Raw genomic sequence first — 19068 nt, forward strand, 5'->3', positions numbered from 1 at the left:
ATCGACATGTCCCGGGCCTTCGCCGAACTCGGCGAGTACGACACGGCACTGCGGCGGCTGCTGTCGGCCGAGCGGATCGCGCCGCAGATGACCCGCTACCACCCCACGGCGCGCCTGGTGGTGCGCCACCTGGTGGACGTGCGCCGCACCCTGCCCGAACCGCTGCGCGGCCTGCACGCGCGGATGCGCGTCTGAGCCGGTGTCCCCCGGACTGTTCCAAACATGGAACACTGCCGCGCCCGCCAGAGGTGACGCTGTGTCCTATGAGTGCGACATCCAGCGACACCACGGCGGAACTCCTCGCACGCGTCCGCGCCGGCCTCCCGCTGCGGGAGGCTGCCCACTCGCCGCACCGGGGCCCGCACCACCGGTGGCGGACAGGCAGGTGCACCCCGTCCACCGCGGCCGGGGCGTATCGGGGGCGGCGGGCCGCCGCGCCGAACGCCCCCGACGCCGAGCAGGACGCCCAGGACGGCCCGGGGGCGGTGACGGCCCGTGGCTGACTACCGGCTCACCGCCGAACAGGTCTCGGCTCTTGCCCGCGGCCAGGCGCGCGTCGAACCCTGCGGCGGCGGCGTGGCCCTGGTGCTGGAGGGCGACCGGATCGTCCTGCCCGAATGCCCGGACCTGCTGACCGCGCTCGTCAGGGCCGAGGGGCTGATGGGGCAGGCGTTCAACACGGTCACCGAGACACAGCGCCAACGGCTGCACCAACAGCGCTGAAGCGACCGCGCCGACCCGTGCCCCGCGCGGTCGGCGCGCGGCGGGTGTGTCCGGGGTCAGGGCTGTTTGGTGGCCCCACGGCCCCGCAGGCGCGTCCCGGGGCGGTGGGGGCGTCGTCGTCGAAGGAATCGCAGGTGGGGATGGGTAGGCCGGGCGGGGCTCGAACCCGCGACCCAGGGATTATGAGTCCCCTGCTCTGACCTGCTGAGCTACCGGCCCGCACGGACAACCGGCCCCGAGGGGCTCCGCTCACCGGACCGGGTCTCGGCCCCGGCCACGGTGTCCGCGATTCTAGCAGGGGCGCCCGCCCCGCCGACCGTGCCGGAAACCCCGCAGCGGCAGGGCGGTCGGCGCCGCGCCCGTCCGGCCACGCGCTCCCCGGAGGGCCCCCTTCCCCGCGGGACCGGAACGATCGGGTGCGCAGAGCGGGCAGTATGGAGGGGTGAGCCTCATCGATCATTTCCCCAGGGACACCGCAGACCCCGACACCCTGTTCGACGCCTTCGCGCTGTGGGCCGAGGAACGGGGGCTCACCCTCTACCCCCACCAGGAGGAGGCCCTCATCGAGGTGGTGTCGGGTTCCAACGTCATCCTCAACACGCCCACCGGTTCCGGCAAGAGCCTGGTGGCCACCGGCGCGATCTTCGCCGCGCTCGCCCGCGACGAGTGCAGCTTCTACACCGCGCCGATCAAGGCCCTGGTCTCGGAGAAGTTCTTCGACCTGTGCGAGATCTTCGGCACCGAGAACGTCGGCATGATGACCGGCGACGCCAGTGTCAACGCCGACGCCCCCATCGTGTGCTGCACCGCCGAGGTGCTGGCCAACATCGCGCTGCGCGACGGCGCCGACGCCGACATCGGCACGGTCGTCATGGACGAGTTCCACTTCTACGCCGACCCCGACCGGGGCTGGGCCTGGCAGGTGCCGCTGCTGGAACTGCCGCAGGCGCAGTTCCTGCTGATGTCGGCCACGCTCGGCGACGTCTCCCGCTTCGAGGAGGACCTCACCCGCCGCACCGGCCGCGCCACCAGCGTGGTCTCCTCGGCCGAGCGCCCGGTCCCGCTGTTCTACTCCTACCGGACCACCCCGCTGCACGAGACGCTGGAGGAGCTGCTGGAGGCCCGCGAGGCCCCCGTCTACATCGTGCACTTCACCCAGGCCGCAGCGGTCGAGCGCGCCCAGTCGCTGATGAGCATCAACATGTGCTCCAAGGCGGAGAAGGAGGCCATCGCCGCGGAGATCGGCGGCTTCCGGTTCACCACCCGGTTCGGCCGCAACCTGTCCCGCTACGTCCGGCACGGCATCGGCGTGCACCACGCGGGCATGCTCCCCAAGTACCGGCGGCTGGTGGAGCGGCTGGCGCAGCGGGGCCTGCTCAAGGTCATCTGCGGCACCGACACCCTGGGGGTCGGGGTGAACGTGCCCATCCGCACCGTGCTGTTCACCGCGCTGTCCAAGTTCGACGGCTCCCGGGTGCGCAGGCTCAGCGCCCGCGAGTTCCACCAGATCGCGGGCCGCGCCGGGCGGGCCGGGTTCGACACGGTCGGCAACGTGGTGGTGCAGGCCCCCGAGCACGTGGTGGAGAACGAGCGGGCGCTGGCCAAGGCGGGCGACGACCCCAAGAAGCGGCGCAAGGTGGTGCGCAAGAAGCCGCCGGAGGGGTTCGTCGGCTGGGACGAGGCGGTCTTCGAGAAGCTGATCAACGCCCAGCCCGAGCCGCTGACCTCCCGGTTCAAGGTGAGCAACGCGATGCTGCTGAGCGTCATCGCCCGCCCCGGCGACTGCTTCGCGGCCATGCGCCACCTGCTCACCGACAACCACGACGACCGCAAGACCCAGCGGCGCCACATCCGCGAGGCCATCGCGATCTACCGGTCCCTGCTGGACGGCGGGATCGTGGAGCGGCTGGAGGAGCCCGACGAGGAGGGCCGCACCGCGCGGCTCACCGTGGACCTGCAACCGGACTTCGCGCTCAACCAGCCGCTGTCCACGTTCGCGCTCGCCGCCTTCGACCTGTTGGACCCCGAGTCGCCCAGCTACGCGCTGGACGTGGTGAGCGTGGTGGAGTCCACCCTGGACGACCCGCGCCAGATCCTGGCCGCCCAGCTCAACAAGGCGCGCGGCGAGGCCGTGCAGCAGATGAAGGCCGACGGCGTCGAGTACGAGGAGCGGATGGCGCGGCTGGAGGAGATCACCTACCCCAAGCCGCTGGAGGACCTGCTCGAGCACGCCTACGAGACCTACCGGCGCGGCCACCCCTGGGTGGGGGACCATCCGCTTCAGGTCAAGTCGGTGGTGCGCGACATGTACGAGCGCGCGATGACCTTCACCGACTACATCGGCTACTACGAGCTGGCCCGCTCCGAGGGCCTGGTGCTGCGCTACCTGGCCAGCGCCTACAAGGCGCTGACCCAGACGGTTCCCGAGGACGCCAAGACCGAGGAGCTGCGCGACCTGGTGGAGTGGCTGGGCGAGATGGTGCGCCAGGTCGACTCCAGCCTGCTGGACGAGTGGGAGCAGCTCACCAACCCGACTCCGGAGCAGGACGAGGACGCCCCCGTGGAGTCCAAGCCCAAGCCGGTCACCGCCAACCAGCGCGCCTTCCGGGTGCTGGTGCGCAACGAGATGTTCCGCCGGGTGGAGCTGGCCGCACTGCACCGCTACCGGGAGCTGGGCGAGCTGGACGGCGAGGACGGCTGGGACGCCGAGGCGTGGGAGGAGGCGATGGCCGCCTACTACGCCGAGCACGAGACGCTGGGCACCGGCCCGGACGCGCGCGGCCCGCACCTGCTGCTCATCGAGGAGCGGGAGGGCGCCTGGGAGGTCCGGCAGATCTTCGACGACCCGGAGGGCAACCACGACTGGGGCATCAGCGCCCGCGTGGACCTGGCCGCCTCCGACGCCGAGGGCCGCGCGGTCGTGCACGTGGTGGCGGTGGACCGCAAGGACTCCTTCTGACCGGCCCGCCGCCCCGGAGCGCTCAGCGCGGCCCGAGCAGGTGGGCGTTGACCTCCCGCACCAGCGGGGCCAGCCCGGGGACCTCCACGACCTCGCGGCCGGCGGCGCGCAGCAGTTCGGCGCCCTCGCAGTCGACGAACAGGTCGGGCTCCCGCCAGGCGAACACCACGCGGGGGATCGGGGTGCCCAGGATCAGCGCGGTGCACGAGCGGGGCCGGGAGGCGCGGGTGCTGCACGGCTCCAGCGAGCTGTAGAGGGTGGCCGTGGCCAGGCGCGGGTCGTCGGCGGCCAGTGCCCGCAGCGCCGCCTCCTCGGCGTGGTCGTGCGGGTCGTCGCGGCGGGAGTAGCCGTCGGCGAGGACCGTGCCGTCCGCGGCGACCACGAGCGCGCCCACGGAGAACGCGGTGCGCGAGGGCGGGCAGGAGCGGGACAGCTCCACGGCCTCCCGCAGCAGGCGCAGGTCCCGGTCGGTGGCCCGGCTCACCGCTCCTCCCCCGCCACGTAGTGCAGTACCGCGGTCCCGCCCACGTCGCGGGCGGACACCAGCCGCAGCGGCCGGTCGGGGCGCTGCGGGAACGCCCCGGGGTGGACGAAGCGGGGCGCGTCGGCGTCGCCGACGAAGAACGGCGCGACCGCCAGGCGCAGCTCGTCGGCGAGGTCCTGAGTGAGGAACGCGGTGTGCACCGCTCCCCCGCCCTCTACCAGGAGTCGGCGCACCCCGCGGCGGGCCAGGTCGGCCAGGACGGTGTCGAGCCGCACCGGCTGCCCCGCCGCCACCACCTCGACGCCGTCGAGTCCGCCGAGGCGCCGCTCGGCGGCGGCCCGCGCACCGTCGGCCACGTACACCAGGCATCCGGCGTCGCCGGTGGTGAAGACCCGCGCCGCGGGGTCCAGGTCGCCGCTGCTGCTCAGCACCACCTTGCGCAGGTGGGCGGTGCGGCCCTCGGCGCGCCTGCGCCGCTGCCGTTCGGGGGAGCGCACCAGCAGCCGCGGGTTGTCGGCGCGCACGGTGCCCGCGCCCACGAGAATCGCGTCGCAGGACGCGCGCAGTTCGTCGACCTCGTCGAAGTCGGCCTCGCTGGACAGGCGCAGCCGGTCGGGGGAGGCGTCGTCGATGCGGCCGTCCAGCGACACGGCGCAACTGAGGATGACTCGGGGGCGTTCGGCGGTCATGGCGACCAGGCTAGCGGCCCGCGCCCGGCTCCCCCGCGCCGCTGCAAGCCGCGCCGTTCGGAAGGCCCCCTGCGCCGCACCACACAAACTGACCGGACGGTATGTTGCTGACCGTCCCCGGTCGACTGCGAGTCAGGAGTGACCCCATGACCGACGTGTACGTCCTCGACGCGGTACGCACCCCCTTCGGCCGCTACGGCGGCGCCCTGTCCGGAATCCGGCCCGACGACCTGGCCGCGCACGTGCTGCGCGCGCTCGCCGCACGCTCCCCCGGCCTGGACCCCGCCGCCGTGGACGACGTCTACCTCGGCGACGCCAACGGCGCCGGGGAGGACAACCGCAACGTGGCCCGCATGGCGGCGCTGCTGGCGGGCTGGCCCACCTCGGTCCCCGGAGCCACCCTCAACCGGCTGTGCGGCTCCGGCATGGAGGCCGTGATCGCCGCCAACCGCGCGATCGCGGTGGGCGACGCCTCCCTGGTGGTGGCCGGCGGCGTGGAGTCGATGAGCCGCGCACCGTGGGTGCTGCCCAAGCCCGCCCGGGGCTTCCCGGCGGGGCACGAGACCCTGCACTCCACCACCCTGGGCTGGCGCATGGTCAACCCGGCCATGCCGGAGCGGTGGACCGTGTCCCTGGGCGAGAGCACCGAACAGGTCGCCGCCCGCTACGGCATCGGCCGCGCCGAGCAGGACGCCTTCGCGCTGCGCAGCCACGAGCGCGCGGCCCGCGCCTGGGCCGCCGGGGTCTTCGACGCCGAGATCGCCCAGGTGCCGGGCGCGGAACTGGAGCGGGACGAGAGCATCCGCGAGACCTCCGCCGAGCAACTGGCCACCCTCAAGCCCGCGTTCCGCCCCGACGGCACCATCACCGCGGGCAACGCCTCCCCCCTCAACGACGGCGCGGCCGCCCTGCTCGTCGGGGACGCCGCGGCGGCCGAGCGGATCGGCCGCGACCCCCTGGCCCGGATCGTCAGCCGCGGGGTGGCCGCCGTGGACCCCGACGTCTTCGGCATCGGCCCGGTCCAGGCGGCCGAGACCGCCCTGCGCCGGGCCGGGATCGGCTGGGACGACCTGTCCGTGGTGGAGCTCAACGAGGCGTTCGCCGCCCAGTCGCTGGCCTGTCTGAAGCTGTGGCCGGACCTGGACCCCAAGATCGTCAACCCCAACGGCGGGGCCATCGCCATCGGCCACCCGCTGGGCGCCTCCGGTGCCCGCATCGTCGGCACGCTCGCGCACGAGCTGCGCCGCCGCGGCGGCGGGTGGGGGCTGGCCGCCCTCTGCATCGGCGTGGGCCAGGGGCTCGCCGTGGTGCTGCACGCCTGACCCCGCCCGGCCGGGGAGGACGCGGGCGGGGGGACGGCCGGGTGCGGCGCTCGGCGGCCCGGGACCTGCGGACGCCGCGCCGCCCGGAGATTCCGCCCGGGCATGTCCCCTCCGCTCCCCTCGTGGGTAGCGGCGAAGGGGGTGGGCGTCCCGCCGGGTGTACGAGGAGAGCAGCACCCCGTGCCGCAGACCGCGGGCCGGTCCCGGAGCGCGGCGCCGCGGACGGCCGCGCGTGTACCGCAGCGCCCGATGCGTCATGATCAGACAGCGCGAGGCAGCGCCGAGCCCGCTTTCCGCCCCGGCCGACAGACGTGATGAGGAGAGACGATGAGTGTTGACGTGCACTACACCGTGGACGGTCCCGAGGACGCGCCGCTGGTGGTGCTCAGCGGCGCGCTGGGCAGCCGTCTCGACATGTGGGACCCGCAGATGGCGGGGCTCACCGGGCAGTTCCGGGTGGTCCGCTACGACATGCGCGGGCACGGCAGCTCCCCGGTCCCGCCCGCGCCCTACTCCCTCGCCGACCTGGGCTCCGACGTGCTGCGCCTGCTCGACCGGCTGAAGGTGGAGCGCGCGCACTTCGCGGGCCTGTCGATCGGCGGCATGATCGGCATGTGGCTGGCGGCGCACGCCCCCGAGCGGATCGACCGGCTGGCGCTGCTGTGCACCTCCCCGAAGCCTCCGGGCACTCCGGAGGGGTGGGCCGAGCGCATCGACACGGTGCGCTCCGGGGGGACGGCCGCGGTGGCCCCGACCGTGGTGGGCCGCTGGTTCACCCCCGCCTACGCCGCGCGCGAGCCCGAGACCGTGGCGCTGTTCGTCGACATGATCTCGGCCACCTCCGACGAGGGGTACGCGGGCTGCTGCGCCGCCATCCAGCAGATGGACCTGCGGCCGGACCTGCCCTCGATCAGCGCGCCCACCCTCGTCGTGGCGGCCGAGCAGGACACCTCCATCCCTCCGGAGCTGGCCGACCTGATCGTCGCGGGGATTCCCGACTCCCGCCTGGAGGTCGTGCCCGACGCCGCCCACCTGGTGTCGTGGGAGCAGGCCACCCTCGTCAACGAACTGCTCGTGGAGCACTTCGGCAAGTAGCCCGCGCAGCGGCCCGGGCGGCGACCGCGCCGCCCGGGCCGCTCTCCGGAAGGCCGTGTCCGGGGCCGTTCACCCCGCCCCGCCGGCGCCGACGCGGTCGGCCGCCTCCTCGGCCCGCGCGCCGCGCCCCGCCCGCGAAAGCACCCCGGTGCGGTGCAGCATGGCCAGGGCCGCGTCGATGGCCTCGGGGGTGGTGTCGAAGACGCAGCCCGCCTCCCGCAGCCTGGGCAGGGTGCCCAGCGACTCCAGGGGGCGCAGTTGGCCGGGGCGCAGACCGGACACCATGACGGTGACGCCGCGCGCCTGGAGCCGGTCCACGGCGTCGCCGAGGACCTGCGCCCCGGTGGCGTCGATGGTGCTGACCCGGGCCATGCGCAGGATGACCACCCTGGCGTCGGCGACCTCGGTGAGTTCCAGCAGGAACCGGTGGGCGGCGGCGAAGAACAGCGGCCCGTCGATCCGGTAGGCGACGATGTGCTCGGCCAGCAGGGCGCGCTCGGCCTCGGTGTGGTCGCCCGGGGGCAGGTGCCGCGTCAGCTCCTCCTGGTCGAGGCTGGCGTTGCGGGCCAGCGAGACCAGGGCGAGGGCGCCCGCGACGAGCATGCCGACCAGGACCGCGACCACCAGGTCCACGGCGAGGGTGGCCACCGCGGTGAGCACCAGCACGAAGGCGTCGGAGCGGGTGGCGCGGAGCATGGCGCGCACCGACCCGACCTCCACCATGCGCACCGCCGTGGCCAGCAGCACTCCGGCCAGCGCGGCCAGCGGGATGCGCTCCACCAGGGGCGCGGCCGTGTAGACGATCACGGCGAGGATGAGGGCGTGGCTGAGCGCCGCCAGCCGGGAGCTCGCCCCGGAGCGCACGTTGACGGCGGTGCGCGCGATGGCCGCGGTCGCCGGGACCCCGCCGAACAGCGGGGTGGCGATGTTGGCCAGTCCCTGGCCGAACAGCTCCCGGTCGGGGTCGTGGCGCTGGTTGACGCTCATGCCGTCGGCGACCGTGGCCGACAGCAGCGACTCCAGCGCGGCCAGGGCCGCCACCGCGGCGGCGGGCGCCGCCAGCGCGCTCACCTGGGAGAGGTCGAGGAAGTCGAGGGAGGGCGCGGGCAGTCCCGCCGGGAGGTCGCCGATCCGCTCCGCCTCCAGGGGCGTGGTCTCCACGAGCAGGGTGGCCGCCGCGACGGCCAGCAGCGAGAACGGGACCGTGGGCCGCCACCGGGCGCCGACCAGCATCACCACGGCCACGCCGACGGCGAGGCCCGGTGCGCTCCACTGCGGGTGGGCGGCGAAGTCGCGCACCGCCTCCCACGCCACCAGGAGCACCTTCTCCCCCTCCGGGGTGGGCACGCCGAGCGCGGCGGGCACCTGTTGCAGGGCGATGACGGCGGCGATGCCGACGGTGAAGCCCTCCACCACGGAGGCGGGGATGTAGCGGACGTAGCGGCCCGCGCGCAGCAGGGCCATCAGGACGAGCAGCACGCCCGCGAGCAGGCCGACGGTGAGCACCCCGGACGGGCCGTGCTGGGCGACGATGGGCACCAGGACCACGGTCATCGCGCCGGTGGGCCCCGACACCTGGAGGTTGGAGCCCCCGAAGAACGCGGCGAGCGCGCCCGCGACGATCGCGGTAACCAGTCCGGCCTGGGCGCCCAGCCCCGAGGAGATGCCGAAGCCGAGGGCGAGCGGGAGTGCGACGACGGCGACGGTCAGCCCGGCCAGCAGGTTGCGTCCGGGGGCGTGCCGCATGCGCGCCAGGTCGGCGCGGGCCGGGAGCAGTCCGGTGACCCGGTGCAGGGCGGCGCGCAGGGTGCCGCCGCGGGGAGAGGAGGGGGTGCTCACCGCTGCTCCTCCCGCTCGGCCTCGCGCAGTTCGGCCAGGAGTTCGCCCTGGTCGACGAGCATGCTGGTGAGGATGGTGCGAGCGGCCCGCAGCAGGTCCACCACCTGGGGGGTGCTCAGTTCGTAGCGCACGGCGTTGCCCTCGCGCCGGGAGACCACCAGGCCGGTGCGGCGCAGCACCGCCAGTTGCTGGGAGAGGTTGGAGGCCTCGACTCCGATGTCGGCGAGCAGTTCGTGGACGGGACGCGGTCCGTCCTGGAGCAGTTCGAGGACCCGGATGCGGACGGGATGGCCGAGCGCGCGGAAGAACTCGGCCTTGGCCTGATAGAGCGGCACAGGCACAGATGACTCTCTTTTCACTTTTTGGGATGCACTGGGAGGTTTGCCGGGATAAGAATGTCTGAACATGAAGAATTGTTCAAATCAGAAAATCCTCAGGTGACCGCAGTCACACCTGGGGAGACGTCCGGATGCGGGCACCACGGAGGAGCGGTCCGCCGGACCGGATCGCTCCGGCGGACCGCTGACAAAGGAAGCGCAGAGGAGTCCCTCCCCCGGAGAGGAGCACAGGCCCCGGTCTGCTAACCGAGCAGCCTCTTCTCCCTGGCCCAGGACTCAAACCCGCCCCGGGGGAAGGGAAGCCGCATCCCCGTGGCAGGGAGGTCGTCCACGAGGACCGACGCGTTCGTGACCGTGCGCCTTCCCCGTCGGCAGGCGTCGGCGATCAGGCCCACGGTGCCGCGGACGGCCAGGCCGTGCCGCTCCGCCACCCTGCGTGCCGCGAGGTCGTCGAGCACCAGTGTGCCGCCGTTGACCTCAGCGTAGGCGCACAGCGTTGTCTCTCCGACGTTGTAGCCGTGAGTCGCTCCTAGGCGTTCGCTCCACGCACCGAAGGCCTTAAGCAATTCCAACGAGTCAGTGTTGACCACCGAGATCCACGAGGCGTTGAGGACCGCCGCCCGCGCCTCCGCGTGTTTGCTGCCGACCTCGTCGACCACTGCTCTGGTGGTCACCGCGTCGAGTCCGCTGATGAGGTCTCCGAGCACGTCGAGGCGGTCCGCCTTGGCCGAGTGCAGCAGTGGAGGGGTGTCGAACAGCAGTCGGTTACCAGAGGGGGTCAATCAGCCGCTTCCTCAGTGAGTTCCTCGATCGAGACTTGGCCGCGCATCAGTTCCACAGCGCGTACAGGGGTAATGCGCTCCTCGCGCAGCGCCGCCATCACCGCCGAGGCGAAGCGAGGGGAGACGCGCACCGAAGCGAGGTCCGGCTGCGGCTTCCAGCCCACCGCGTCCCGGAACTCGGCATCCGTTGGCTTGCGTCCCCGCAACTCGCGCAGCTCCTCCGCGTCCACCAGCCCGGTGCGTTTGAGCTGGGCGACAGCAAGGCCCCAGGAGACCCGGTAGACCGCTGCCAGGCGTACCAGGGCATAGCGGCGCGCCAGCGCGTCGTCCTCCTCCGCGACGTCCCGCACCCTGGCCCTGGGGAGCAGGAACTCGGCGGTGAACGCCTCCACCACCCGTTCGCGCTCCTCCCGGGAGGCGTGCACCCCGAGATCGCTGGAGAACTCGTCGCCCAGAACCAGATGACCGAGTTCGTGCGCGGCCGTACTGCGCCGCCGTCCCGGATCCTGCTGTGCACCGACGACGGCGACCGCAATCTCGCCGTCCACGAGAGACGCACCGTCTGAGGGGAGCTGGACGACCGCGACGAACTGGCCTGCCCGCTCGCACACGTCGGCCACCGAGTCGATCGGCTCCTCCCCCAGCCCGAGCTCCCCCCGCAGCCACCGGGCGGCCTGTTCGGCCTCCTCCGCACTGGTTACCCGTCCGGGGTAACGCCGCAGCGGTTCCGGTCTGAGGACACCAACACGGACGAGCTGGCGCACGTCCCGCAGCCACTCGGAGAGCAGAGCCTCGGTGCGGTAGGCATTCCGTGCGGCCTCGCTGCCTCCGATCTCGCTGCTGTCGGCAATGGCCGCACGCCGAGACACCACCTCCGGCGGCGGGTGCAGGAAGTGCGACAGTGGAAAGCCGAGAGTGCGGGCGATCTGGGTGAGCTCCATCGCGTCGATACGGCGGTCGCCCTTCTCCAGCTTGGAGATCATGCTGCGCTCCAAGCCGATCTCGTCGGCAAGAGCCTGTTGGGTGAGACCGGCGGCCGCCCGGCTCTCCCGGATCCGCTCGCCGATACTCGCCCAGCTCAGCTCCTCAACCATGTGTGCGATTATCGCACGGCAAAGCGGTAGGGTGAATGTCACCGACAGTAAAAATTTGGTCTGCCCCGGCATCCTGTCGCCATGTACCGGAAGACCACCGCTGGACACCGTTGGAGCAGACGGCCTGTCGAAGGACCGCGCGGAAGACCAGGTAAAACGAAGAAGGCCCCTCCCTCGACGGGAAGAGCCCTGATACGGGGCTTTTGTCGGAACCCCGGAATCCGGTAGGAGCGCGACCCGAATCAGTGTTCCAGTCGTGCTGTGGTGGCTCCCGCGATTGGACTCGAACCAATAACCTGCCGGTTAACAGCCGGCTGCTCTGCCAATTGAGCTACGCGGGATCGCGTCGGCTGCCGTTCCGGGGTGTTCCCCGCAGCGACATGAATAGGTTAGCGCACTCGGCACAGTGGTCGTGACAGGTTTTCCTCCGGCCCGGCGCGGAGCGCCGTTGTCGCCTCCTGCCCTGCCGACTTCGCGGCAGGTAGCGTGGACAGCGCCACAACCCCATCGTCTCGGGAGGACCGCATGCGCATGCGCTACCAGATCGCCTTCGTCGCCGGACTCGCCGTCGGCTACGTGCTCGGGAGCAGGGCCGGACGGGAGCGCTACGAGCAGATCGCCAAGGCCGCACGCGGCATCGTCGAGAACCCGACCGTGCAGGAGACCGCCGGGCTGGTGCGGGCCCAGGTCACCAGCGCCGGCAAGACCGCCTACACCAAGATCTCCGAGAAGCTTCCCGTCTCCTCGCTGCGCGACTTCCTCTCCCGGCCCACCCCGGAGGAGGAGGCCGAGCTCGACCGGGTCGAGGCCGCCGCGCCCCGGGACTGAACCGGCCCCGCGTCCTCCGCCCGCGGGCGCGGACTACGGTGGGGGCATGCTGCGATGGCTGCGCCGACACTCCCTTCCCTCCGAGATCCGCGCCCGGCTCGCCCTCGAACCGGGGGAACGGGTGATCGCCCACGCGCTGACCGGGGACCGCACGGCGGCGGTGGTGGCCACCACCGCCGCCGTGCACCTGCCCGACGGGCGGCGGGTGCCGTGGGAGCGCGTGGACCACGCCGGATGGAACGACGTCGGCCTGACGCTCACCGTCGAGGACGAGCCCGAACTGGTCGTCCCCCTCCCCGCCCCCGGGCGGCTGGCCCAGGCCGTCTACGAGCGGGTCACCGCCACCATCCTGGTCTCCCGGCACGTGCCGCTGCTGGCGGCGGAGGAGGGCTCCCCGGGCGTGCGGCTGGTCGCGCGCCGCTCCCCCGGCGGCTCCGAGGTCACCTGGCGCCTCCGCTACGACGAGGGCGTGGACCCCGACTCCGCGGAGGTCCGGGAGCGCACCGCCTTGGCCCTGGCACGGCTGCGCGAGCAGATGGGGATCTGAACCGGCGACACGCGACCGGAGACTGACCGGGGCTGTCAGGTATCCCGGCGATACTTCCGTCCCATGACGAACTGGGAGTCCTTCGCCGCACAGGCGCCGCGGCTCGCCGCCGCGGTGCGCGCCCGCTTCACCGCCCACCGGCACCACGTCCTGGCCACCCTGCGCCGGGACGGGTCGCCCCGGGTCAGCGGAACCGAGGTGTCCTTCCACGGCCCCGACCTCGTGATCGGGTCGATGCCCGGTTCGGTCAAGGCCCGGGACCTGCTGCGCGACGGCCGGTTCGCGCTGCACGCCAACCCCGGCGACGGCTCGATGACGGGCGGCGACGCCAAGGTATCGGGGACCGCCGTGGAGGTGACCGCCCCCGAGGAGCTGGAGTCCTTCCGCCGCCGCACCGACGTCCCGCCCGGGCCGTTCCACCTGTTCCGGCTGGAGCTGCGCGACGCCGTACTGACCTCGGTGGAGGGCGACGCCCTGGTCGTCGACCTGTGGCAGGCGGGATCGGGGGTGCGCCGCTTCACCCGGAGGTGACGGGCCGCGCTCACCCCAGCGCCTCGGCCATCGCGGCCACCAGCTCGCCCTCCGGGTCCATGTCGAGGTTCCACAGGACCATACCGCGCAGGCCGTGCTCGACGACGTAGCCGCCCTTGAGGCGGACCACCTCGGGAGTGTCGTAGGACCACCACTCGTCGCCGTCGTAGACCCACTGGGCGCCGGTCTCCCGGTCGAAGAAGCGCTCGCCGGGGAGCTGTTCCAGGGTCTCGTAGGCGTCGGTCGACTGCCCGTAGTCGCCGTCGGCGCCCGCCTCGGCCGGGGAGAGCCAGCCGTCCCCGTCCGGTCCGGGGTCCACGCCGCTCCAGCCGCGCCCGTAGCCGGGGATGCCCAGGACCAGCTTGTCGGCGGGCAGCCCGTGGTCGAGGTAGGCGCGCACCGCCCGGTCGACGCTGGGCTGGTCGGGTTCCTGCTCGGGCGCGTACAACTGCGCGTGGTGCCCGGTGGTCCCCCGCCACGCACCGGTCAGGTCGTACCCCTGGACCGTCGCGAAGTCCAGGTAGGCGAAGACCTCGGGTTCGTAGCTGTCGCGCATGGTCTGCGGGTCGTTGCTCAGCGACGCCGAGAGGGTGTACTCCCGGCCGGTCTCGCGTTCCAGGGCGTCCAACTGCTCGCGGAACTCGATCACCGCGAGCGTGAAGTTGCGCCTGTCGTCGGGGTGCTCCACGTTGTCGGGGTGCCCGCGGCCGCCCGGCCACTCCCAGTCCAGGTCGATGCCGTCGAAGATGCCCGCGGCCACGCCCTCGCCGCCCTGCGGCTCCCCCGCCAGCTTCGGCAGGTTGCCGCGCAGCCACAGGTCGATGCAGGAGGCGACGAAGCGTTCGCGCGACTCCTCGGTGCGCACCGCCTCCGAGAAGTACCTCGACCAGTTCCAGCCGCCCAGCGAGATGCTGGTCCGCAGGTGGGGGTGCTTCTCCCTGAGCTTGCGCAGTTGGTTGAGGCTTCCGGCGAGCGGCTGCTCGTAGCGGTCGGCCCTGCCGTCCACGCTCTGCTCGGCCGTGTAGCGGCGCTGGAAGATCTGCCACGGCTGGTCGGCACCGGGCGGGACGTGGCACAGCCCGTCCTCGCTGACGTCCCCGAACGCCCAGATCAGCCGGTCCAGATGCGCCGCTGCGCCGCTGGTGTCGACGTCCTTGACGGTGTAGCCCCGGTTGGCGGTGTTCCAGTCCGCGAAGTAGGCCATGCGCTCCCCCGCGGAGTCCGGCGGCCCCGCCCGCACGACCGCGACGACCCCGGCCAGGACCGCGACTGCGACGGCTGCCGCGAGGGCGGCCCACACGACCGCCGACGGGCGCCGCCGCGCTGGATGGATCCGGTGCTGCCCCGTCATGGCCCCAAGGTATCCGTGTCCGCGGCGCGGCCGGCGTCAGCGGAGCACACCGGGGGCGTCCCCGCCGGACGGCCGCGGCGCAACCGCCGTCGCGGAGGACTCATCCGAGGTAGTCGCGGAGGATCCGGGCGCGCGCAGGCTGGCGGAGCTTGGCGAGCGTCTTGGACTCGATCTGCCGGATGCGCTCGCGGGTGACCCCGAACTCCCGGCCCACCTCCTCCAGGGTGTGCGGCTTGCCGTCGGCCAGTCCGTAGCGGAGGGTGATGACCCGCTGTTCGCGTTCGGAGAGCCCGCGCAGCACCTGGGCCAACTGGTCCTGGAGCAGGACGAACGCCGCGGCCTCCACCGGGGGGACGGCGTCGGAGTCCTCGATGAAGTCGCCGAACGCGGAGTCCTCCTCGCCCACCGGCGTGTACAGGGAGATCGGCTCCTGGGAGACGCGCTGGATCTCGACGACGCGCTCGTCGTCGACGTCCAGTTCCCGGGAGATCTCCTGCAGCGTCGGCTCCCGGCCCAGCTCCTGGTGGAGTCGGCGGCGGGTGCGGGCGAGCTTGTTGATGCTCTCGGCCATGTGGACGGGGACGCGGATGGTGCGCGCCTGGTCGGCGATGGCGCGGGTGATCGCCTGGCGGATCCACCAGGTGGCGTAGGTGGAGAACTTGTAGCCGCGGGCGTAGTCGAACTTCTCGACCGCGCGGATCAGCCCCAGGTTGCCCTCCTGGACCAGGTCGAGCAGGGCCAGGCCACGCCCCAGGTAGCGCTTGGCGATGGAGACCACCAGGCGCAGGTTGGCCTCGATGAGCCGGCGTTTGGCGGCCTCGCCCTCGTGGACCAGCTCCTCGAGGTCGGCGACCCACTCGGGGTGGTACTGCTGGGGCACCGGGCCGGTGCGCGCGGCGCGCAGCTTCTGCTCGGCGTACAGCCCGGCCTCGATGGCCTTGGCGAGCTCCACCTCCTCCTCCGCCGTGAGCAGGGGGACCCGGCCGATCTCCCGCAGGTAGACGCGGACCAGGTCTCCGGAGGAGGTGCGCTGGCCGGGGAGGTCCGCGAGGTCGTCGCGGTAGCGGTCCGGTTCCTCCGGCAGCGGGTCGACCGCTTCGACGGGAAGGCCGTCGTACTCCGGCGCGGTCAGGGGACCGCGCGGCGGTCTGCTCCGCGCGCCCGCGGTCCGGGCCACCGTGCGCCGCACCGGCGGCCTTCCGTTGGGTACCACCGAAAAAGCCACCCTTACAGTCTGCCTGTGTTTTCCCCAGGCAGAGAGATCGAATTTTGTCACCTTTGTGTCACACAGTACCCCCAAAACGCTCCCGCATCATACGTTTATGCTGCTCAACCGCCATGAGATCGGCGAACACACGCTGGTATTCCTCGGCGTCGGAGATCGGGTCGAGCCTGCCCAGCCGCGATTTGAGGTTTGTGATCCTCCGGTTGACGGAATGAATTCTTATTGTGCTGATGATCTCCTGGGCGCGGTGTTCGTCGAGTTCTCCGTAGACCTCGATCGGCTCCACCGCCAACTGGGTGAGGAAGGTGCGCTGCGCGTCGGTGCGGGCGGCCTCGCGCAGTTGTCCGGCCCACCGCGCCGGGTCCTCCGCCGCGGCCGTGCCGCCCTGCTCCTGGATCAGGGCGAACACCTGGCGGTGCTGCTCGACGGTGAACGCCTCGGGTTCGAGCTCGTCGAACCCGGTGCACAACTGGGGGTGCTGCACCGCGAGCTTGAGCACCTGCCGCTCCCGCCGCACCGACGGGTCGCGCAGGTCGTAGTCGGGCGCGGGCGGCGCGGGCCGCCGCTCCGGGCGCCCGCCCTGCCGGGCGCGCCGCATGTGCTCGCGGACCCGCCTGGCGACGAACTCCTCGTCCATGATGCCGAGCCAGCGGTCCAGGCTGACGCCGTAGAGCTTGCGCACCCCGGCGTTGCGGATGCTCGCCACGATGGGGGCCGCCGCGTCCAGCGCGGCCAGCCGCCCTTCGGGGGTGTCGAGGTTGTGGCCCTCGAACTTGCTGCGGATCATGAACTCGTACAGCGGCTGCTTGGCCGCGATCAGGTCGCGCACCGCGGCGTCGCCGCGCTGCACGCGCAGGTCGCACGGGTCGAGCCCGTCGGGCTGCACGGCGACGAAGGTCTCCGAGGCGAACCCGTGCTCCTCGGCGAAGGCGCGCAGGGCCGCGTTGCGTCCGGCCTGGTCCCCGTCGAAGGTGAAGACCACCTCGCCGCCGAACTCCGAGCGGCCCAGCAGCAGCCGCCGCAGGATCTTCAGGTGCTCCTCGCCGAAGGAGGTGCCGCAGGTGGCGATGGCGGTGGTGACCCCGGCCAGGTGGCAGGCCATCACGTCGGTGTAGCCCTCGACGACCACCGCCTGGCGCTGCCGGGCGATCTCCTTCTTGGCCAGGTCCAGCCCGTAGAGCAGGCTGCCCTTCTTGAACAGCGGGGTCTCGGGGGTGTTGAGGTACTTGGGCCCGTCGTCGTCGGGGTCGAGCTTGCGCGCGCCGAAGCCGACGACCTCTCCGGCGACGTCGCGCACCGGCCACACCAGGCGGCCGCGGAACCGGTCGTAGAGGCCGCGCCGCCCCTGGCTGGCCAGGCCGCCGCGGAGGATCTCGGCGTCGGTGAAGCCCTTCTTGCGCAGGTGGGTGGTGAGCGCCTCCCAGGAGGCCGGGGCGTAGCCGACCCCGAAGCGCTCGGCGTCGGCCCGGGTGAAGCCGCGCTCGGCGAGGAAGCGGCGGCCCGCCTGCGCCTGCGGGCTGAGCAGTTGCTCGGCGTAGAACTCCGCGGCGACGCGGTGCGCCTCGACCAGCCGCTGCCGCTGCCCCTGCTCGTTGCGGGGCACGTAGCCGCCCTGCTCGTAGCGGAGCTGGATGCCCGCCGCGCGCGCCAGGTGCTCGACGGCCTCCACGAACCCCAGGTGCTCGATCCGCTGGATGAAGGCGATGACGTCGCCGCCCTCGCCGCAGCCGAAGCAGTACCAGAGGTTGCGCGCCGGGGTGACGTTGAACGAGGGGGTCTTCTCGTCGTGGAAGGGGCACAGGCCCTTCAGGGAGCCGCCGCCTGCGTTGCGGAGCTGGAGGTACTCGCCGACCACGTCGGCGATGGGGGACCGTTCCCTCACCAGGGCGACGTCTTCGTCTCTGATTCGACCTGCCACGAGAGTTCAGGGTAGTTCCTCCCCGCGGCCGTGCGGCGCCGCGGGACGGCCGCCTCAGCACAGGCGGTCGTGCCAGGCCAGGGCGGAGGTGTCGGTGAGCGAGGCCACCTGGTCGACGACCACCCGCAGCGCGGCGGCGTCGTCGCGGGCCGCCGCGTAGTCGGCCCGGAACCGCGGCTCCAGGGTGTGGGGCGCCCCCGCGGCGACCGCCTCGACCAGTTCGGCGACCACCCTGCGCTCCCGCGCGTAGCGGCTGCTGTCGTCCTCGGGGAAGACGTAGTGCGCGGTCACCGCCTTGAGCAGCGCGCACTCCAGCCGCTGGCGGCGCGGCACCACCAGTTCGGCGGAGTAGCGGGTCAGCCGCGCCGTCCCGTAGGCGGCCCGGGTGGCCTGCTCGGCCGCGCGGCAGAACCGCCCGATCAGCTCGCTGGTGAGGTTCTTCAGCGCCGCGAGCGAGGGCAGGTCCCCGGTGAGCGCGTCGGGCCAGCAGTCCTGGGCCACCAGGCCTTCGAAGACCTCCTCCAGCTCGGCCGGTTCGGCGTCGCAGTAGCGCGCCGCCGCGGTCGTGCACACCCGGGCCCGTTCGACCGGGCTGCGCAGCGCGGCCAGCCGGATCTGCCCGGAGTACAGCCCGTCCTCCAGGTCGTGCACCGAGTAGGCCACGTCGTCGGACCAGTCCATGACCTGGGCCTCGAAGCAGGGGCGCCGCTCGGGCGCGCCCTGGCGCACCCAGGCGAAGACGTCGGCGTCGTCGGCGTAGGCGTTGAACTTGCGGGTGTCCCCTCCGGCGCCGCGCGGCCACGGGTACTTGAGGGTGGCGTCCAGGGTGGCGCGGGTCAGGTTGAGCCCGGCGCTGCGCCCTCCCGGCGCGCTGACCTTGGCCTCCAGGCGGGTGAGCAGGCGCAGGCTCTGTGCGTTGCCCTCGAAGCCCCCGCAGGGGCGCGCCGCCGCGTCCAGGGCGGCCTCGCCGTTGTGCCCGAACGGCGGATGCCCCAGGTCGTGCGCCAGGCAGGCCGCCTCCACGAGATCCGGGTCGCAGCCGAGGGCGGCGCCGAGCTCCCGGCCGATCTGGGCGCACTCCAGCGAGTGGGTGAGCCGGGTGCGCGGGAAGTCGCTGGCCCCCGGCTGGGCCACCTGGGTCTTGGCGGCGAGCCTGCGCAGCGCGAAGCTGTGCAGGACGCGGGCGCGGTCCCGCTCGAAGTCGCCCCGGGACCGCCTCTTGGGCGGTTCGGCGACCCACCTGCTCCGGTCGTGGTCGCCGTAACCGCTGTCCGGGGTCTCGACCATGGGTGTCCCAACGACGCGCCAGTACCTTCTGCCCCACTTTATGGAGATTTGTGAGG

18 protein-coding genes, 2 tRNA genes and 1 pseudogene are annotated in these 19068 nt (G+C 72.8%); 9 read left to right on the top strand and 12 right to left on the bottom strand.

All coding sequences use genetic code 11. The features are described 5' to 3' along the window. The 3 genes and pseudogenes from AC529_RS20260 to AC529_RS00595 form a co-directional block, all read left to right on the top strand. A pseudogene (locus tag AC529_RS20260) lies at positions 1 to 195 on the top strand (helix-turn-helix domain-containing protein); the annotation flags it as partial. 68 nt (positions 196 to 263) lie between these two features. Then, positions 264 to 503 (top strand): hypothetical protein, encoded by a 240-nt coding sequence (locus AC529_RS00590; RefSeq protein ID WP_068752977.1) that lies wholly within the window; start codon positions 264 to 266, stop codon positions 501 to 503. Continuing rightward, positions 496 to 723 carry a hypothetical protein gene (locus AC529_RS00595; protein ID WP_068752978.1) on the top strand — a complete coding sequence of 76 codons (228 nt, stop codon included), beginning with the start codon at positions 496 to 498 and terminating at the stop codon, positions 721 to 723. The genes AC529_RS00590 and AC529_RS00595 overlap by 8 nt, the downstream gene beginning before the upstream one ends. A 145-nt stretch (positions 724 to 868) precedes the next feature. Here AC529_RS00595 and AC529_RS00600 read toward each other — a convergent pair. Further along, a tRNA-Ile gene (locus AC529_RS00600) sits at positions 869 to 942 on the bottom strand. 223 nt (positions 943 to 1165) lie between these two features. Here AC529_RS00600 and AC529_RS00605 point away from each other — a divergent pair. After that, positions 1166 to 3682 carry a DEAD/DEAH box helicase gene (locus AC529_RS00605; protein WP_068752979.1) on the top strand — a complete coding sequence of 839 codons (2517 nt, stop codon included), beginning with the start codon at positions 1166 to 1168 and terminating at the stop codon, positions 3680 to 3682. A 22-nt stretch (positions 3683 to 3704) separates the two neighbouring features. On the opposite strand, the gene AC529_RS00610 is transcribed toward AC529_RS00605, so the two are convergent. Beyond that, entirely contained in the window at positions 3705 to 4166 is a 462-nt protein-coding gene (locus AC529_RS00610) for a cytidine/deoxycytidylate deaminase family protein (RefSeq protein WP_068752980.1), read from the bottom strand. Beyond that, a complete protein-coding gene (locus AC529_RS00615) occupies positions 4163 to 4855 on the bottom strand; it encodes a RibD family protein (RefSeq protein ID WP_068752981.1) in 693 nt (230 codons plus the stop codon). Before AC529_RS00615 ends, AC529_RS00610 begins: the two co-directional genes overlap by 4 nt. 146 nt (positions 4856 to 5001) lie before the next feature. On the opposite strand from AC529_RS00615, the gene AC529_RS00620 reads away from it, so the two are divergent. Together AC529_RS00620 and pcaD are read left to right on the top strand one after the other, a co-directional pair. Next, positions 5002 to 6177 carry a thiolase family protein gene (locus AC529_RS00620; protein WP_068752982.1) on the top strand — a complete coding sequence of 392 codons (1176 nt, stop codon included), beginning with the start codon at positions 5002 to 5004 and terminating at the stop codon, positions 6175 to 6177. Between the two features lie 327 nt (positions 6178 to 6504). Next, complete coding sequence (pcaD, locus tag AC529_RS00625) at positions 6505 to 7272, top strand: 3-oxoadipate enol-lactonase (RefSeq protein WP_068752983.1); 768 nt, start codon at positions 6505 to 6507, stop codon at positions 7270 to 7272. A gap of 69 nt (positions 7273 to 7341) precedes the next feature. Here pcaD and AC529_RS00630 read toward each other — a convergent pair whose 3' ends face one another. The 5 genes from AC529_RS00630 to AC529_RS00650 all read right to left on the bottom strand — a co-directional run bounded on the left by AC529_RS00630 (position 7342) and on the right by AC529_RS00650 (position 11666). Then, entirely contained in the window at positions 7342 to 9018 is a 1677-nt protein-coding gene (locus tag AC529_RS00630; RefSeq protein ID WP_083947964.1) for a SulP family inorganic anion transporter, read from the bottom strand. An 89-nt stretch (positions 9019 to 9107) separates the two neighbouring features. Beyond that, complete coding sequence (locus tag AC529_RS00635) at positions 9108 to 9452, bottom strand: ArsR/SmtB family transcription factor (protein ID WP_068752985.1); 345 nt, start codon at positions 9450 to 9452, stop codon at positions 9108 to 9110. Positions 9453 to 9691: 239 nt separating this feature from the next. After that, positions 9692 to 10231, bottom strand: a complete 540-nt coding sequence (locus AC529_RS00640) for a hypothetical protein (protein WP_068752986.1) — start codon at positions 10229 to 10231, stop codon at positions 9692 to 9694. Then, positions 10228 to 11325: a helix-turn-helix domain-containing protein gene (locus AC529_RS00645; RefSeq protein WP_068754336.1), complete on the bottom strand. Its 1098-nt coding sequence runs from the start codon at positions 11323 to 11325 to the stop codon at positions 10228 to 10230. Before AC529_RS00645 ends, AC529_RS00640 begins: the two co-directional genes overlap by 4 nt. A gap of 265 nt (positions 11326 to 11590) precedes the next feature. Then, positions 11591 to 11666: transfer RNA gene (locus AC529_RS00650), tRNA-Asn, on the bottom strand. A gap of 190 nt (positions 11667 to 11856) precedes the next feature. On the opposite strand from AC529_RS00650, the gene AC529_RS00655 reads away from it, so the two are divergent. From AC529_RS00655 to AC529_RS00665, 3 genes are all read left to right on the top strand, one after another. Beyond that, positions 11857 to 12153 carry a hypothetical protein gene (locus AC529_RS00655; protein WP_068754338.1) on the top strand — a complete coding sequence of 99 codons (297 nt, stop codon included), beginning with the start codon at positions 11857 to 11859 and terminating at the stop codon, positions 12151 to 12153. Positions 12154 to 12199: 46 nt separating this feature from the next. Continuing rightward, positions 12200 to 12700, top strand: a complete 501-nt coding sequence (locus tag AC529_RS00660) for a hypothetical protein (protein ID WP_068752987.1) — start codon at positions 12200 to 12202, stop codon at positions 12698 to 12700. A gap of 63 nt (positions 12701 to 12763) precedes the next feature. Then, complete coding sequence (locus tag AC529_RS00665) at positions 12764 to 13231, top strand: pyridoxamine 5'-phosphate oxidase family protein (RefSeq protein WP_068752988.1); 468 nt, start codon at positions 12764 to 12766, stop codon at positions 13229 to 13231. Positions 13232 to 13241: 10 nt separating this feature from the next. On the opposite strand, the gene AC529_RS00670 is transcribed toward AC529_RS00665, so the two are convergent. The 4 genes from AC529_RS00670 to AC529_RS00685 form a co-directional block, all read right to left on the bottom strand. Beyond that, the gene (locus AC529_RS00670) at positions 13242 to 14582 is read right to left on the bottom strand and encodes a glycoside hydrolase family 18 protein (RefSeq protein WP_083947831.1); all 1341 of its coding nucleotides are present in this window, start codon (positions 14580 to 14582) and stop codon (positions 13242 to 13244) included. A gap of 100 nt (positions 14583 to 14682) precedes the next feature. Further along, complete coding sequence (gene rpoD / locus AC529_RS00675) at positions 14683 to 15795, bottom strand: RNA polymerase sigma factor RpoD (protein ID WP_068752989.1); 1113 nt, start codon at positions 15793 to 15795, stop codon at positions 14683 to 14685. Between the two features lie 70 nt (positions 15796 to 15865). After that, positions 15866 to 17725: a DNA primase gene (gene dnaG, locus AC529_RS00680; RefSeq protein WP_068752990.1), complete on the bottom strand. Its 1860-nt coding sequence runs from the start codon at positions 17723 to 17725 to the stop codon at positions 15866 to 15868. A gap of 54 nt (positions 17726 to 17779) precedes the next feature. Further along, a complete protein-coding gene (locus tag AC529_RS00685; RefSeq protein WP_068752991.1) occupies positions 17780 to 19012 on the bottom strand; it encodes a deoxyguanosinetriphosphate triphosphohydrolase in 1233 nt (410 codons plus the stop codon). Positions 19013 to 19068: the final 56 nt, after the last annotated feature.

Source organism: Thermobifida cellulosilytica TB100, from assembly GCF_001517975.1.
Taxonomy (GTDB): domain Bacteria; phylum Actinomycetota; class Actinomycetes; order Streptosporangiales; family Streptosporangiaceae; genus Thermobifida; species Thermobifida cellulosilytica.

Bases quoted from the DNA above. Each gene is read 5' to 3' on its own strand.
- AC529_RS00670 (WP_083947831.1), bottom strand. From the start codon at position 14,582: ATGACGGGGCAGCACCGGATCCATCCAGCGCGGCGGCGCCCGTCGGCG.
- AC529_RS00660 (WP_068752987.1), top strand. From the start codon at position 12,200: ATGCTGCGATGGCTGCGCCGACACTCCCTTCCCTCCGAGATCCGCGCC.
- AC529_RS00645 (WP_068754336.1), bottom strand. From the start codon at position 11,325: ATGGTTGAGGAGCTGAGCTGGGCGAGTATCGGCGAGCGGATCCGGGAG.
- AC529_RS00620 (WP_068752982.1), top strand. From the start codon at position 5,002: ATGACCGACGTGTACGTCCTCGACGCGGTACGCACCCCCTTCGGCCGC.
- AC529_RS00615 (WP_068752981.1), bottom strand. From the start codon at position 4,855: ATGACCGCCGAACGCCCCCGAGTCATCCTCAGTTGCGCCGTGTCGCTG.
- AC529_RS00655 (WP_068754338.1), top strand. From the start codon at position 11,857: ATGCGCTACCAGATCGCCTTCGTCGCCGGACTCGCCGTCGGCTACGTG.
- AC529_RS00685 (WP_068752991.1), bottom strand. From the start codon at position 19,012: ATGGTCGAGACCCCGGACAGCGGTTACGGCGACCACGACCGGAGCAGG.
- pcaD (WP_068752983.1), top strand. From the start codon at position 6,505: ATGAGTGTTGACGTGCACTACACCGTGGACGGTCCCGAGGACGCGCCG.
- AC529_RS00590 (WP_068752977.1), top strand. From the start codon at position 264: ATGAGTGCGACATCCAGCGACACCACGGCGGAACTCCTCGCACGCGTC.
- AC529_RS00630 (WP_083947964.1), bottom strand. From the start codon at position 9,018: ATGCGGCACGCCCCCGGACGCAACCTGCTGGCCGGGCTGACCGTCGCC.
- AC529_RS00665 (WP_068752988.1), top strand. From the start codon at position 12,764: ATGACGAACTGGGAGTCCTTCGCCGCACAGGCGCCGCGGCTCGCCGCC.